Source organism: Corynebacterium ammoniagenes DSM 20306 (genome assembly GCF_001941425.1).
GTDB lineage: Bacteria > Actinomycetota > Actinomycetes > Mycobacteriales > Mycobacteriaceae > Corynebacterium > Corynebacterium ammoniagenes.
Genome location: NZ_CP009244.1, coordinates 1337540 through 1351685, shown reverse-complemented (window position 1 = coordinate 1351685; position 14146 = coordinate 1337540). Strand labels below are relative to the sequence as shown.

At 55.2% G+C, this 14146-nt stretch carries 14 protein-coding genes; 2 read left to right on the top strand and 12 right to left on the bottom strand.

Annotation, left to right across the window (positions count from 1 at the left end; genetic code table 11):
* Window positions 1-41 precede the first annotated feature (41 nt).
* The 5 genes from ruvB to CAMM_RS06210 all read right to left on the bottom strand — a co-directional run bounded on the left by ruvB (window position 42) and on the right by CAMM_RS06210 (window position 4377).
* The gene (gene ruvB / locus CAMM_RS06230) at window positions 42-1121 is read right to left on the bottom strand and encodes a Holliday junction branch migration DNA helicase RuvB (RefSeq protein WP_003845645.1); all 1080 of its coding nucleotides are present in this window, start codon (window positions 1119-1121) and stop codon (window positions 42-44) included.
* Between the two features lie 39 nt (window positions 1122-1160).
* Window positions 1161-1796, bottom strand: a complete 636-nt coding sequence (ruvA, locus tag CAMM_RS06225; RefSeq protein WP_003845644.1) for a Holliday junction branch migration protein RuvA — start codon at window positions 1794-1796, stop codon at window positions 1161-1163.
* Window positions 1797-1920: 124 nt separating this feature from the next.
* Entirely contained in the window at window positions 1921-2487 is a 567-nt protein-coding gene (ruvC, locus tag CAMM_RS06220; protein WP_040354514.1) for a crossover junction endodeoxyribonuclease RuvC, read from the bottom strand.
* A 178-nt stretch (window positions 2488-2665) separates the two neighbouring features.
* A complete protein-coding gene (locus CAMM_RS06215; protein WP_003845641.1) occupies window positions 2666-3421 on the bottom strand; it encodes a YebC/PmpR family DNA-binding transcriptional regulator in 756 nt (251 codons plus the stop codon).
* 113 nt (window positions 3422-3534) lie between these two features.
* Entirely contained in the window at window positions 3535-4377 is an 843-nt protein-coding gene (locus tag CAMM_RS06210) for an acyl-CoA thioesterase (RefSeq protein ID WP_171974889.1), read from the bottom strand.
* Window positions 4378-4506: 129 nt separating this feature from the next.
* Here CAMM_RS06210 and CAMM_RS06205 point away from each other — a divergent pair, with 129 nt between their 5' ends.
* Together CAMM_RS06205 and CAMM_RS06200 are read left to right on the top strand one after the other, a co-directional pair.
* Window positions 4507-4986, top strand: a complete 480-nt coding sequence (locus CAMM_RS06205; RefSeq protein WP_147581117.1) for a DUF3817 domain-containing protein — start codon at window positions 4507-4509, stop codon at window positions 4984-4986.
* 69 nt (window positions 4987-5055) lie between these two features.
* The gene (locus CAMM_RS06200) at window positions 5056-6573 is read left to right on the top strand and encodes a hypothetical protein (RefSeq protein WP_003845636.1); all 1518 of its coding nucleotides are present in this window, start codon (window positions 5056-5058) and stop codon (window positions 6571-6573) included.
* Between the two features lie 64 nt (window positions 6574-6637).
* Here the strand turns inward: CAMM_RS06200 and CAMM_RS06195 are convergent, their stop codons facing one another.
* The 7 genes from CAMM_RS06195 to CAMM_RS06165 form a co-directional block, all read right to left on the bottom strand.
* On the bottom strand, window positions 6638-7132 hold the full coding sequence (locus CAMM_RS06195; protein WP_003845634.1) for a hypothetical protein: 495 nt from the start codon (window positions 7130-7132) through the stop codon (window positions 6638-6640).
* Between the two features lie 5 nt (window positions 7133-7137).
* A complete protein-coding gene (locus CAMM_RS06190; protein ID WP_040354511.1) occupies window positions 7138-8298 on the bottom strand; it encodes a glycosyltransferase family 4 protein in 1161 nt (386 codons plus the stop codon).
* 9 nt (window positions 8299-8307) lie between these two features.
* Complete coding sequence (locus tag CAMM_RS06185; protein WP_040354629.1) at window positions 8308-9243, bottom strand: phosphatidylinositol mannoside acyltransferase; 936 nt, start codon at window positions 9241-9243, stop codon at window positions 8308-8310.
* Window positions 9243-9890 (bottom strand): phosphatidylinositol phosphate synthase, encoded by a 648-nt coding sequence (pgsA, locus tag CAMM_RS06180; protein ID WP_003845627.1) that lies wholly within the window; start codon window positions 9888-9890, stop codon window positions 9243-9245. The genes CAMM_RS06185 and pgsA overlap by 1 nt, the downstream gene beginning before the upstream one ends.
* Window positions 9883-10494, bottom strand: a complete 612-nt coding sequence (locus CAMM_RS06175; RefSeq protein ID WP_003845625.1) for an HIT family protein — start codon at window positions 10492-10494, stop codon at window positions 9883-9885. The genes pgsA and CAMM_RS06175 overlap by 8 nt, the downstream gene beginning before the upstream one ends.
* Before the next feature lie 112 nt (window positions 10495-10606).
* Window positions 10607-12682, bottom strand: a complete 2076-nt coding sequence (gene thrS / locus CAMM_RS06170) for a threonine--tRNA ligase (protein WP_003845623.1) — start codon at window positions 12680-12682, stop codon at window positions 10607-10609.
* A gap of 72 nt (window positions 12683-12754) precedes the next feature.
* Window positions 12755-14107 carry a Dyp-type peroxidase gene (locus CAMM_RS06165; RefSeq protein ID WP_003845621.1) on the bottom strand — a complete coding sequence of 451 codons (1353 nt, stop codon included), beginning with the start codon at window positions 14105-14107 and terminating at the stop codon, window positions 12755-12757.
* Window positions 14108-14146: the final 39 nt, after the last annotated feature.

The window sequence follows — 14146 nt, the reverse complement described above, 5'->3', positions numbered from 1 at the left end:
CACGCGAACATCCAGTCTGATTATCTGGGTCGGACTCTACGTCAGAAAAGCCCGGCGGCCGTGTCAGGCGGAGTCATACCCAAATGCTCCCAAGCCGAACGAGTGGCCACACGTCCCCTAGCAGAGCGTGCAATCATTCCCGCACGAACCAAATACGGCTCACACACTTCCTCGACAGTCGAAGGTTCTTCACCCACGGCAATCGCAAGAGTATTAACGCCTACCGGCCCACCACCATGGCCTTTAATCAGTGCGGTCAGCACCGCACGGTCAAGGCGGTCTAGGCCCATATGGTCAACGTCAAAGACTTCCAATGCACCGCGCGCTGCTGCCATATCCACATGCCCATCACCATTTACTTCAGCAAAGTCACGCACACGGCGCAAAAGCCGGTTGGCAATACGCGGGGTGCCACGTGAGCGTGAGCCAATCTCGACGGCCGCGTCATTATCAATCTCCACGCCCAGGATCCGGGCCGCGCGTGTGACCACGTGCTCCAAGTCGTCGTTGTTGTAGTACTCCATCTGAGCAGTAAAGCCGAAACGGTCACGTAGCGGACCAGTCAGCATGCCGGCACGGGTGGTTGCACCCACTAGGGTAAAGGGCGGAATCTCCAAAGGAATGGAGGTTGCGCCAGGGCCTTTACCCACGATGACGTCGATACGGAAATCTTCCATCGCCATGTACAGCATTTCTTCTGCCGGACGCGCGATGCGGTGAATTTCGTCGATGAAAAGAATGTCGCCTTCCATCAGATTCGACAACATCGCTGCCAGATCGCCGGCACGCTCGAGTGCTGGGCCGGAGGTCATGCGCAAACTCGTGCCCATTTCCTGGGCAATAATCATGGCCATGGTGGTTTTACCCAAACCTGGTGGGCCCGATAGCAGGACGTGGTCTGGGGTTACCCCACGATTTTTCGCACCGGTAAGAACCAGGGAAAGCTGCTCTTTCACCTTGGGCTGGCCGATGAATTCGTCCAAACCTTTCGGGCGTAGTGAGCGTTCAACATCATGCTCACCGTTTTGGACTTCTGCCTCAACATTTTCATTGCGTTGCAATGGCATCGGGCGCGCAGCGTCGTCCGGAAGCTGGAACTCAGTGCGTTCTACATCCGACATGTGGTGTCCTTACTTTCCCTGTTTTTCTTTTCCTCGCCCTTATTTACTACCGCTTAAAGCGGACAGCGAGGCGCGCAGCACGGTGGCAGTTTCCAATTTCTCTGGAGTTTTCGATTCTGCCACGTGGCTTTCTACTACCGGACGCGCGGCCTTTTCAGTAAAGCCCAATCCAACTAGGGCTTCGACGACGGTATCGACAATCGCGCCGCTGCCAACCGGCAGCCCCGTCTGCGTGGCGGTGGTTTCACTATCACTTGCATCCGGTGTGCCAATAAAGTTGTTGACCTTATCTTTTAACTCCAGCGCCATACGCTCTGACATCCGCTTGCCAACACCCGGAATGGTCTGCAGTTTCTTGGCATCTCCGTTGCTAATCGCCACGGCAATTTCACGAGCATCAAGAACTGATAAACAAGCGATGGCAAGTTTGGGTCCAAGCCCAGACACTGCCTGTAGCTGATGAAACATCGCGCGATCTTCATCGTTGGTAAAGCCATACAAAGTCCTGGCATCTTCCTTGACGGTCATCGATGTCATGACCCGGGCATGGTCCCCACGGATCAAGGTTGCCAAAGTTTTCGGTGTGGCTAAGAATTGGTAGCCGACTCCGCCGCATTCAATGACAGCGTGATCCAATGCGATGGATAAAACCTCGCCGCTCAATGATGCAATCACGTGATTTCTAGCTCCGTTTCATTATCTATTCCACCCCGAAGACTCGGGTTGTATTTTACTGCCTTATTCAAAGGTTGGTGGTTTCGCTGTGGTTTAGAAATAGCTACAGCGAGGTGATTTCCAACTATTTCTTTAACGCTTGTTTACGGCGTTCTTCGTCCAATTTCTTCAACTGCTGTTGGGCAATTTCTGCACGCTGAATAACTGGGGCGCGCCAACAGTGACATACTGCCAGCGCTAAAGCATCGGCGGCATCGGCTGGTTTGGGAGCCTCCGTTAATCCGAGAATGCGTGTAATCATCACGGTCATCTGCTTTTTATCTGCCCGGCCATTGCCGGAGATCGCCTTTTTCACTTCAGACGGGGTGTACATATACACCGGAATATCCCGCTTGGCGGCCGCCAACATCAACACGCCAACGCCGTGTGCAGTGTGCAGCACGGTTGAGACATTGCCGCGTTCAAAAAGTCTTTCAATGGCGACCACATCTGGCTTGTAGTCATCCATCCACTCCTCGACCGCAGTAGAAAGTCGCAGCAGGCGCTTTGCTAGATCTTCTTCTGGCGGGGTCCGAGCAACTCCCACTGAGATCGGGATGACGGCGCGACCTCGACCTGCTTGCACAACAGACAAACCACAGCGGGTCAATCCCGGGTCGATGCCCATGACACGCAAACCCTCAAGGTTCAATTGCCGTACCGTCCTTTACCGCCGCGATCTTTTTGGTGCTGATTTTAGAGAAGGTATGCCAGTTTCCTTCGCGCACACCATTTCCTCACACATATGTTCTACCATACCCAGCAAACAAAGAAGTGCACCTATGCCCATGACGTGGGACGTAGGTGCACCGAGATGAGGTTTGTTTTAGCTAGTCTTCATCCAAAGCAGCGATGACATCATCAGAGAGATCCATGTTGGTGTAGACGTTTTGAACGTCATCAGAATCTTCCAAAGCATCAATCAAGCGCATGACCTTCTTCGCTTCTTCCACACCAAGGGGAACCTCGACGGAAGCGCGGAAGTCCTGATCAGAGTCCTCGACTTCAATGTCTGCTGCAGCGAGGGCTTCTTTGACTGGGCCAATGTCGGTTGGCTGGCACGTGATCTCAAAGACCTCACCCAAATCATTAACGTCTTCGGCGCCTGCCTCTAAGACCGCCATCATTACGTCATCGACGTCCAGTTCGCCCTTGTGCACCACAACAACGCCGGTGCGGGTAAACATGTATGACACCGAGCCAGATTCGCCAAGGTTGCCACCGTTGCGGGACATCGCGGTGCGGACTTCAGTTGCCGCGCGGTTGCGGTTATCTGTCAGACACTCGATCAGCATGGCGACACCGTTCGGGCCATAGCCTTCGTACATGATGTTTTCCCAGTCAGCACCACCGGCTTCTTCACCGGAGCCACGCTTGCGCGCGCGCTCGATGTTGTCGTTGGGGACGGAGGCCTTCTTGGCCTTTTTGATCATGTCGTCCAAGGTTGGGTTGGCTGCCGGGTCACCGCCACCGGTTCGCGCTGCAACTTCGATATTTTTGACTAACTTTGCGAATTCCTTGCCGCGCTTAGCGTCATTCGCTGCTTTTTTATGCTTCGTAGTTGCCCACTTTGAGTGGCCTGCCATTCAAGTTACCTTTCGTACGTGAAATTTTAGCTCTGTATCAACTATACGTTCTTCTTGTGTTCTCAGTATTGTGCCCCACGGAAAAACGAGTGATGGGTTTATCTCTCGTGCAGCTAGTGCTTGGCGCGAAGCAGGCCTTCCTGAGATAGCACGGCTACTAATTCCCCAGCTTGGTTAAACACATTTCCCTTGGTCAAGCCCACGCCACCTCCGGCTGATGGGGAGTATTGATCCACCAAGAGCCACTCATCGACACGTACGGGGCGTAGAAACCACATGGCGTGATCCAAGCTCGCTACTTGCAACTCTTGGGCCGGGTGATCCAACAAAGCGGTGTAGAGCAAGGTCATATCCGAAAGATATGCCAGCGCCGCCTGGTGCACTGCTTGGTCAGAGTCCATGTCGCTGGTGTTTTTAAACCAGAGATACTGATGAGTCCCCTGCCCGGCCGGGTGGATCTGCTCGTGGCTCAGCTTGTCTTCCGGTACCGCTCGGATATCCCAGTCCATCCAATCTAACGCGCGCTTCTTCGCTGCCTGGGGACGGATTTCCAAGTGATCAATGGATTCTTCGGGACCGGGCACCTGTGGCATCTGTGTGGCGTGCTCAGGCCCACGATCTTGGTCATGGTGGAAGCTCGCCGTCATAATCATCATGCGTTTGCCGTTTTGGTACCCTTCCACGCGCCGTGCCGCGAAAGAGCGACCATCGCGAACGCGCTCAACCCGGAAATCAATCGGCTGGGCAGCCACGCCACCTTCGAGAAAATAGCAGTGCAGCGAGTGTGTATTTTTCCCATCCACGGTCAGCTGCGCCGCACGCAGCCCCTGGGCCACCACCTGGCCGCCAAAAGTGCGGGTAAACGCAGTAGGGATAGCCGGCCCCTGGTACATGTCCTCGCCGAGGGGTTTCATCTCCACTACGTCGTGAACTGACTGAGAGGCGCTAGCAGACACTTAATACTCCTTAGGTTTCCTGAAATGATCCACGGTAGATGAATCCAGCAATCATATGTGAGCAATCCTAAACCCCTGGCAGCCTGTCCAGTGCATCAATATGCACATTCATTGGTTACCATGTTGGATATGATGCCGAAGAAGCTGCATAGAGTAGTCGCTTATCTGGAAATGTTTACCTGGACCTTCCTCATTGTGGGAATGATCCTTAAGTACTCAGGAGTTACCGAAGCCGTCGTTCCCATCGCCGGCGGAATCCACGGTTTTGGCTTCCTATGCTTTATGTTCATCACCGTCTTGGTCTGGATTAACAACCGCTGGCCCTTTGGCATCGGCATTCTGGGTCTTGTTGTTTCCGTTATTCCGTGGGCCGCGTTGCCCTTTGCTATCTGGGCTGACCGCAAGGGACTATTGGAAGGTGGTTGGCGCTACACCAACCGCGATGAAAAGCCACAAGGTTTCTTCGACGTGATTTTGGCGCAGGTGGTACGCCACCCTGTTCGTTCCATTCTTATCGTGTTCATCCTCGTTGTCATCGTCTTTAGCGTGCTATTGATGCTTGGCCCACCTGTGGATGTGGAATCAGCTATTGAAGGACAGACCAGCTAACCTACGCTGGATTGTTGAACCCTTTCCTCTTCCCCGTTGTTTTCTCAATCACATAAAGGCCATGGACGCATGCCAATTTTAAAGCGACTTGTCGCTACCGTTCCGGCGGTGTGGACAGCTTGGGTGATCGCCCGGATCCTCCTCGGGCTCATCATTTTGAATGACTATTCTCCGCGCGGCGATGTCGCCTACTACTTCTACGGGGAATTCGGCGATGACCCCACGATGATGACGGAGTATCCGCATGCCGGCACGTGGCCGGTTGAGGTACTGACCTTTTTAATCGGCAATAGAATAGACGCTTTCTATATCGCGTTTGTGTTGATGTGCATGCTTTTCGATGCACTTTTCCTCGCCTTTGTTCTTCGCGGACATCAAAACAATTCGCGGGTATATTACGCCGGCTGGTTGTGGGTATTTTTTGGCACATTAACCGGGCAAGTGTTTTATATGCGCCTGGACATCTTCCCAGCTCTTGCCGTGGCAGCAGCGGCCGCCTGCATCGTACGCTGGCCTAATATTGCCGCCGCCCTGCTTGCCTTTGCCACCACCATGAAGCTGTGGCCGGGAGTTTTAGCCGCGGGACTCGTTGGACGTTTAACCAAGGGTAAGACGTGGCTGCGCTTATTAAGCTTTTTCGGCGCGCTGATTGCCCTATGTGCCGTCACGGTATTCACCCGCGGCTGGGATCGCTTGATCAGTCCGTTGACGTATCAAGAAAACCGCGGCTTGCAGATTGAATCCATCCCCGCGACGCCTTTTATCTATCAAGCGTTTTTTGAACCTGAGCGTTGGGAGATGGGATACGCCAGCTCCAAGAGTTTTGAAATCTCCGGGCCAGGTGTGGATCAGGCGATTACGTGGTCCATCTGCGCCATGATTGCGACTATCGCATTTGCCCTGCTGTGGGCATTATGGCGCTTTTTCGTGGGCACGTGGCACCCACGCAGCACCATTGCATTTTTTGCTGTGATGGTCTTATTGCTCATTGCCACCAATAAGGTATTTTCCCCGCAGTACATCGTGTGGTTCGGCCCGCTGCTTGCGGTTGCCATCCGTCAGCCGAAGATGGCGGGAACGCCTAAAACCCGCATCGTAATACGCGTGCTCTTGGCGCTGCTAGCGCTGCTAACGTTGGTCTGCGCGGGCTTGGGTTCTTTTGTCTATCCGGCCAACTACAACTTTATTTGGCAAGACGTCGGAGTTGAATATGCTCCGGTTGCAGCACTCGGGCTGCGCAATATTCTCATCGTGGTCATGGCGGTGCTCGCGCTTATCTGGCTCGCGTTGGAAACCTGGTGCGATTGGAAAATGAGCAAGCACGACCCGTCAGCTGAATCCTCGCCAGCGTCGACCCCACTAGCACCGACCCCAGGTGCTGATACTGAAGACGCTGTACCTGCCAGCGTGGCGTCGCCAAGCGCGGCAAACCCGAGCACGGCAACGCCGAGTACGCCAGACACGGACACGGCATCGACTAGCGAAGCATCTGCTCGCGACGCTTCGGCACACCCAGACACTGCTTCCAGGCCCAAGGCCTCGCCGCAAGCTATATCAGCCGAATCTTCGCAGAGCTCGCCGCAGTAAATCGCTATCCCGGGCAGCAATCTGCTGGGCGGAGTTATGCAGGGCAGCAATCTGCTGGACAGTGTTATGAGTAATCGAGTTGAAAAGAGTACTCGAAGAAATCAGGAAGCGGTGCGGTACCGCCGAGGCGAAATAGACGCACGGCTGGGCGCAATCGCAGGGCTCGGGTATCAGCCACCGCTTCATTGTAAAAGCGGTGCGCCAATTGCACGCGAGTTTCGGCATCGACTAACTGAGCATTAGAAGAAATCGTGTGCACAAGGCTCTCATCGGAGGCTACAGCTTGCTGCACTTGGACATTGAGCTCGCGTTCTAATTGCGAGCGCTCCCCTAGTTTCCCGTGCCGAAGCGGAACGGCTTCTGTCTTCGTAGTAATTGGCGCCAGGGACGGGATCAATGCGCCAATGACCGCCGCGCGACGGTCTAACATCGCTTGTAATTGCGCCAAAGCAGCGTCAGTGCGAATATGCAAAGTATTCAGCCGCTGTGCTGTAAAAACCGCCCACAGCGCAGCAATGGTGATGATGACCGCGCCGAGAACGAGCAAAAAAGTAGTCATAGCAATTAACCGATCCGAACTTTGGTGCCGTCTTGGACGGTTTCGTACACCTGCATCACCGCAGCGGCCACGTGGTCCCAATCGTATTGCTGCGCTCGTTCGACACCAGCCGCAATAAGTTGTTTGCGTTCGTGTTCATTATCGATCAGGTGCGTGATTTTTGCAGCTAAGTCCCGGGAGTCGCCATTTTTAAACAGCAACCCAGCGGGTTGCTCAGAATCGGCGTCACAGACTGCGGCGAAGGCTTCCAAGTCACTGGCAATCACGGCACATCCCGCAGCCATGGCTTCCACCAGCACGATGCCGAAAGACTCACCACCCCGGTTCGGCGCAACATAGATATCCGCGCGCCCCAAGATGGTGGCCTTGTCTAGATCAGATACGCGTCCAACAAAATCCACACCAGGGCGCGAGCGCGCGTGGCCGCCACCCATAATCGTCACCCGGATGGGGCGATGAATATGCTCAAGCGCATCGAGGAGAACGTCCAGTCCCTTGCGCGACTCATCCAGGCGGCCCAGGAATACAATCTCTAAACGGTTGTTCTCTTGGTCGTGGCCCTCAGTGTCTACGGTGCCTCCGTCAACATCTGGCGCGGTTAGCTCCGCGCTGGCACTGACATGGTGCTGGCGCGCTGCCGCATACACCGAGGTGTCCACGCCATTGGGAATGAGAATGGGATCTCCACCGAGCTGTTCTACCTGCCAGCGGCGGGCCATTTCCGAGACGGCGATGCCACCGCGAATCTTTTCCAGCATGGGATTGAGCACGGGGCGAAAAATTTGCAGCACGCGTGAACTGGCTGCCGAGGCGTGATACGTTGCCACGATCGGGCCTTCGACCAGGCTTAGGGCGCGCATGGAGTAGCTCGGTGAATTGGGCTCGTGGATGTGCAAGACATCGAAGTTGCCATCGCGAATAAACTTTTTCACATGTCGGGTCACGTGCGGGCCAATGGCTAAGCGCGCGACCGAGCCATTGTAGGTAATCGGGATAGCGCCGCCGCCTTTGACAACGAAATCTGGGACATCAGTGTCTTTTGACGCCGGGCCAAGGACCTGCACGAAGTGCCCTTGTTCAATAAACACGGTTGCTAAATCAAGCATGTGGGCTTGAACGCCCCCCGGTTCATCAAAAGAATACGGGCAGACTAAACCAATACGCATACCTCGCCCCTATTCTTTCTGCTGCTTGGACTTGCGAGCAGCGCGGCGTTGTCGACGTGCCTCAATGTCAGCAGTCCACTGCGGCTGCAGCATGTGCCAATCTTGCGGACGGCGCCGCAGAAATTTCTCAAACTGTTGCGCGATGCGCTGCGTGGTGCCTTGCGTGTCTGTCACCGCAAGCGGCTCTGAGACCGTCATTTTCCACCCAGGCTGTACGCCTTCGTCCTCATCGGTAAAAAAGCAGTGCACAGCGTGGAGGTTAGCGCCGGTTTCTTGGGCTAAAAGTGCTGGGCCCGCGGCCATCGAACAGGGCTCGCCAAAGAAATCGACTTCCACGCCACTGCGGGTGAGGTCTCGTTCACTGAGCAGACACACCACTTCCCCAGCTTCCAAGGCCTTTTTCAGTTGTTCATAGGGAGGTTGGTCCCCACCGGTCAAGGCGATGACTCGAAAGCCTAAAGATTCGCGATAGTCCACGAATGCTTCAAAAAGGCTTTCCGGTTTTACCCGTTCCGCAACCGTGGTAAAAGGACCGTCATAACCTACCAAAAACACCCCGGCCATATCCCAGTTGCCGCTATGCGTTAGCGCCAGGATAGTGCCGTGTGGTGAGGCCAAGGAGGCATCGAGAAGCTCCTTGCCCTCTAAACCTGCAAGTAGTTGGCTGTGCAAACCTGGATCTTTCTGCATGCTTTGCAGACGGAAAGCTTCCATCCAATAGCGCATATATGAGCGCATGGAATCACGCACTAGCTTTCGCGTGACATTTTCTGGCCCCACCACACGCATGAGATTGCGGCGCAGCTGCTCCATACCTTTGCCGTTGTCAGAGACCTTGTCTGCGACCTTGGTAAATAGCCATCTCGCAATAGGCAAGGGTAAATGCTTGACTACGGACCAGCCGGCGAAATAGCCTGCGGCGGAAAGATCTTCCTTTTTCACCATCATCCCCCTGATGCTGGCTGCGCACCTTTAGCGGTGCTTGTTGCCTCTTTGTCTTGCTTATAAGCCTGCATTAAGCGTTGGTATACGGTGTAGCAAGAACCAACCGCCAATAGCCACAGGCTGATGGGGAGGATATACGGAATGCCAAGTCCTTCCAGACCAATGCCAACGAGACCGAGGATCAAACGCTCAGGGCGTTCGATAAGCCCGCCGATCATGGAAAAGCCGGAGGCTTCGCCACGCGCCTTGACGTACGAGATGACCTGGGAGGTCACGAGTACGACAAGGGCCGCAAAGATGGTGGCGGGGTGTGCATGGTCCTGGTAAATCAGGTACCAAATAATGGCAGCGAACAGCGCGCCATCGGTAATCCGGTCGCAGCTGGCATCCAGCGTCGCGCCGAACTTCGTTGCGCCGCCGCTTAAACGCGCCATGGTGCCGTCGACCATGTCAAAAGCGGCAAAGATACCGGAAAAGACCGCTGCGGCAAAAAGATGCCCACTCGGAATCAGCGTCACGGTAATCGCGATGGTGACAAAGGTGCCAATAAGCGTGACTGCATTGGGCGTGAGACCTATTTTCAGGAAGGTGCGGGCGACAGGTTCAACAAACACTGCCGCGGGCTTGCGCCCATGGACGCTAAGCACGGGGGTTCTCCATTCTTGACGTCTCCATCCGCTGATCCTCCAACTCAATTTCTTGCCAGCCATCGGCAAGGACTTGCCGCGTATCTTTTAATAGCTGCGGCAAGACCTTCGTGCCATCAAGAATAGTCATAAAATTGCTGTCCCCAGACCAGCGCGGCACGACATGCATGTGAAGATGGTCTCCCACAGACCCGCCTGAAGCCTTGCCGAGATTAAATCCGACGTTGATTCCTTCGGGCCGAGATACTTTTTTGAGCACGCGAATGGACTTTTTCACAAAGGCCATCAGCTCAGCAGTCTCGTCGTCGGTGAGATCTTCGAAATTGGATTCCTTGCGGTACGGCACCACCATGAGGTGGCCCGCGTTATAGGGAAAGAGGTTCAAAAGGGCGTAGACATACTCCCCGCGGGCGATGATTAATGCCTCTTCATCGTCTTTTTTCGGTGCTTCAACAAACGGATCTTTCGTGCGTTTATTGATGTACGCCATGCGAAATGGCGCCCAAATCCGTTCTAAACGGTCTGGCTCCCCCACCCCCGAGTCCACATATACATCGGAGCCCTCGTGTCCTTCGTGCTCACGTGGTGCGGAGGAATTGGCCATGACGGAGGAGGTGTCCTTTCTGTTCACCGACAACAGCGGTGAGTAACTCTGGGTGGGGTCAGGCACGAGCCTGCTGGATTAAGGCACAGCTTAAACCAGCAAAGCACGCTGCCTAGGCGTTCTGGCTGCGGTAGGCCTCAATATTTTCCTGGTTGGGCTGGGCGTTATTGCGCTGGGCAACCCAGTTGGCAATCAGCTCAACTGCTTCATCCACGTCGATGCCATTGGCTTGGGATCCATCGAGGAAGCGGAATGACACCGCATTTGCTTCCGCGTCACGGGCTCCGGCGAGCAGCATGAACGGCACCTTGCCGGTGGTGTGATTGCGAATCTTTTTCTGCATGCGGTCATCAGAGGTATCAACATCCGCGCGGATACCCTTTTTACACAGCTTCGCAATCACCTGCTCCAAGTGGCCAACGTTGTCTTCGGAGACTGGAATGCCCACGACCTGGTGCGGTGCCAGCCATGCTGGGAATGCACCGGCGTAGTGCTCCAGCAGGACGCCGAAGAAGCGCTCGATGGAACCAAACAGCGCGCGGTGAATCATGATTGGCTGCTTCTTTGAGCCATCGGATGCGGTGTATTCCAGGTTAAAGCGCTCCGGCATGTTGAAGTCCAGCTGCACAGTGGACATCTGCCAGGTACGACCAATGGCATCGCGAGCCTGCACGGAAATCTTCGGGCCGTAGAACGCAGCGCCTTCTGGGTCAGGCACGAGCTCCAGGCCAGATTTTTCTGCCACGCGCGCCAAGATCGCGGTCGAGCGCTCCCAGATTTCTTCCGAACCCACGGACTTATTGGGATCGCGGGTGGACAGCTCTAGGTAGAAATCATCCAGGCCGTAGTCCTGCAGCAAGGAAATAATGAAGTCTAGAACTGAGGTGAGTTCTTCTTCGAGCTGATCTTCGGTGCAGTAGATGTGCGCATCATCCTGGGTAAAGCCACGTGCACGGGTCAGGCCATGGATAACGCCAGATTTTTCATAGCGGTAGACATTCCCGAACTCAAATAGACGCAGTGGTAGCTCGCGGTAGGAACGACCACGGGTGTCAAAGATGAGGTTGTGCATCGGGCAGTTCATGGGCTTGAGGTAGTAATCCTGCCCTGGCTTGGTCTCGTTGCCCTCAGCGTCATACTCGGCATCGACGTGCATCGGCGGGAACATGCCGTCTTTGTAAAAGCCCAGGTGACCTGAGCGCTCAAAGAGGTCTTGTTTGGTGATGTGCGGGGTGTTGACAAAGGAGTAGCCAGCTTCGATGTGACGACGACGCGAGTGCTCCTCCATCTCCGTGCGCACGATGCCACCGTTGGGGTGGAATACCGGCAGGCCGGAGCCTAGGTCATCGGGGAAGCTAAACAGGTCAAGCTCAGCACCTAGACGACGGTGGTCGCGCTTTTCGGCCTCTTCCATCATCATCTGGTACGCCTCAAGGGATTCCTTGGATTCCCAGGCGGTGCCGTAGATGCGCTGCAGGCCAGCGTTGTTTTGATCGCCGCGCCAGTACGCAGCGGAAGAACGGGTCAGCGTAAACGCTGGAATGTACTTGGTGGTGGGAATGTGTGGACCGCGGCATAGGTCTGACCACTCCACCTCATTGCTACGTGGGTTGACGTTATCGTAATAGGTCAGCTCACCAGAGCCCACCTCGGTGGCTTCATCAGAGTTCGGGTCAACGTTGCCCTTATCTTCCACCAGTTCCAGCTTGAAAGGCTCATCGCGCAGCGCCTCAGCGGCCTCTTCATTCGAGGCAAACACACCGCGCTCAAACCGCTGACCGGTTTTGATGATCTTCTTCATGCGCTTTTCGATGACCTTGAGGTCCTCAGGCGTAAACGGCTCCTCAGTTTGGAAATCGTAGTAGAAGCCGTTTTCAATTGCAGGGCCAATGCCTAGCTTGGTGCCAGGAAATTCTGCCTGCACTGCCTGTGCCAAAACATGCGCGCACGAGTGGCGGATAACGGCGCGGCCATCTTCTTCACATGCGGCAACTGGAGTAAATACGCTGTCTTCGGTAGGAACGTGCGCGAGGTCTTTGAGTGTGCCCTCAGTATCACGAACCACCACAACCGCCTCTGGGCCTTTATTGGGCAAGCCCAGTTCCCTCATTGCTGCGCCCACTGCTGTTCCTGCGGGGCAGGAAAACGGCTCGTAATTGACCGAAATGGCGGCGATTGCTTCTGACATGTGCGCTCCTTTTGCGCTAGTGGGAAAAACGGCTTACCTGGCCGCCACCCTGATGTACAAGATCTAACCTCGCTATCCTACCGCGTCCAGTAGGGTTTCCGCCCAAAAGGTCCCCGTGGTGGCGCCTGATTTCACTCCCGGCGGGACAAAATACACGGCAGAGCCAATGTGAGTGATCCACTCATTGAGTAAATCCACTTCATCCATCCGCCGCTGCATGGGTTCAAAAACCTTGGTCATATCCTTTTGGAAGCAGATGAAAATCAGTCCGGAATTGGACAGCTGGACATCCGTGCCGGAGATTTCTTCATCGTCAGCAACAAAGCCGGTTTCTGAAATCGGCGCATAGTCCGGCTGCAGGTCATAATTGAATGCGCGGCGAAGCATGTGTTCTTCTGGTTCACCCTCGGGAGCTTGTGCCCGAGCGATATGCGAATTGCGGTCAATGGTCGGAAGCCCGTATTTATCCACGGCATCGAAATCCGGCTCATCAAATTCCTCTTCACCCGTCAACGGTGCCCCGTTATCGAGTGTGCGACCAATGGAATTCTCGCGCGAATTGCGGTCTAGTTTTTCCCAGGTATCCAGATTCATGCGAATGCGGCGCACCACCATGGATGTTCCACCGCGGGCCCACTCGGGCCCCTCATCAATCCAGACCTGCTCGTCCATCTCTCCTGCAGTGCGGGGATTGACGGTGCCATCGAGCTGCCCAAACTGATTGCGCATGGTGGCGCCCTTCGCACCGGCCCCGTAGGCATGGCCATAGCCTTGCTGCAACCACGCGACTTCCGCGTAGTCTTGCCCCGCGCGAATCATATGGCGCATGGCATGACCTGCGGTCACTGGGTCATCGCAGCAGATTTGCAAGACGATATCGGTCTGGGCCCACTCATCGGAAAGCTTATCGCGGTCGAAAGCTTCCACATCCCGAAGCCAATCCGGTCGCAGTTCGGATGCACCGATGACATCAAAGACCCGCTCGCCGAGCCCGCAAGTAATGGTGAGGTTAGCTGGGGTATCAGCCATTTCCGGTTCTAAGGAACCAGCGGGGGTTTCGGCCGTGCACAAAGCGCGCGCATCGGCCGTCCACAGCCGCATCAAATTAGCGAATTCTTTTTTGCCAACAAAGTCTTTGAGGTTGAACCCCAGCAAGTTCAATACTGCGTGGGAAGTAGCAGTAATTCCGGCTTGGTGGTCGCCGTCGAAAGACACCATGGCATCGCGCAAAGCAGTATCGGCAGGGTCGGCATTCGCAGTGCTTGTCGATGCTCCCTCTCCCGCACCAGCATCAACACCAGCACCAGCTGCAGCGTTATTTGTTACCTCTGAATTGCTACATCCAGCGATAATCGCGCCGGTAGCTGCGAGACCGCTGGCCAGTCCACCGCGAACTAACAGTGTTCGTCGGTCGAGCTCAACCATGAAATTTTTCTCCTACTTCACCCGTGAATGCGGTGCCTT

Excerpts from the sequence above, each read along its gene's own strand:
- ruvB (WP_003845645.1), bottom strand. The coding sequence starts at position 1,121 with ATGTCGGATGTAGAACGCACTGAGTTCCAGCTTCCGGACGACGCTGCG.
- CAMM_RS06215 (WP_003845641.1), bottom strand. The coding sequence starts at position 3,421 with ATGGCAGGCCACTCAAAGTGGGCAACTACGAAGCATAAAAAAGCAGCG.
- CAMM_RS06205 (WP_147581117.1), top strand. The coding sequence starts at position 4,507 with ATGATGCCGAAGAAGCTGCATAGAGTAGTCGCTTATCTGGAAATGTTT.
- CAMM_RS06200 (WP_003845636.1), top strand. The coding sequence starts at position 5,056 with ATGCCAATTTTAAAGCGACTTGTCGCTACCGTTCCGGCGGTGTGGACA.
- CAMM_RS06195 (WP_003845634.1), bottom strand. The coding sequence starts at position 7,132 with ATGACTACTTTTTTGCTCGTTCTCGGCGCGGTCATCATCACCATTGCT.
- CAMM_RS06190 (WP_040354511.1), bottom strand. The coding sequence starts at position 8,298 with ATGCGTATTGGTTTAGTCTGCCCGTATTCTTTTGATGAACCGGGGGGC.
- CAMM_RS06185 (WP_040354629.1), bottom strand. The coding sequence starts at position 9,243 with ATGGTGAAAAAGGAAGATCTTTCCGCCGCAGGCTATTTCGCCGGCTGG.
- CAMM_RS06175 (WP_003845625.1), bottom strand. The coding sequence starts at position 10,494 with ATGGCCAATTCCTCCGCACCACGTGAGCACGAAGGACACGAGGGCTCC.
- thrS (WP_003845623.1), bottom strand. The coding sequence starts at position 12,682 with ATGTCAGAAGCAATCGCCGCCATTTCGGTCAATTACGAGCCGTTTTCC.
- CAMM_RS06165 (WP_003845621.1), bottom strand. The coding sequence starts at position 14,107 with ATGGTTGAGCTCGACCGACGAACACTGTTAGTTCGCGGTGGACTGGCC.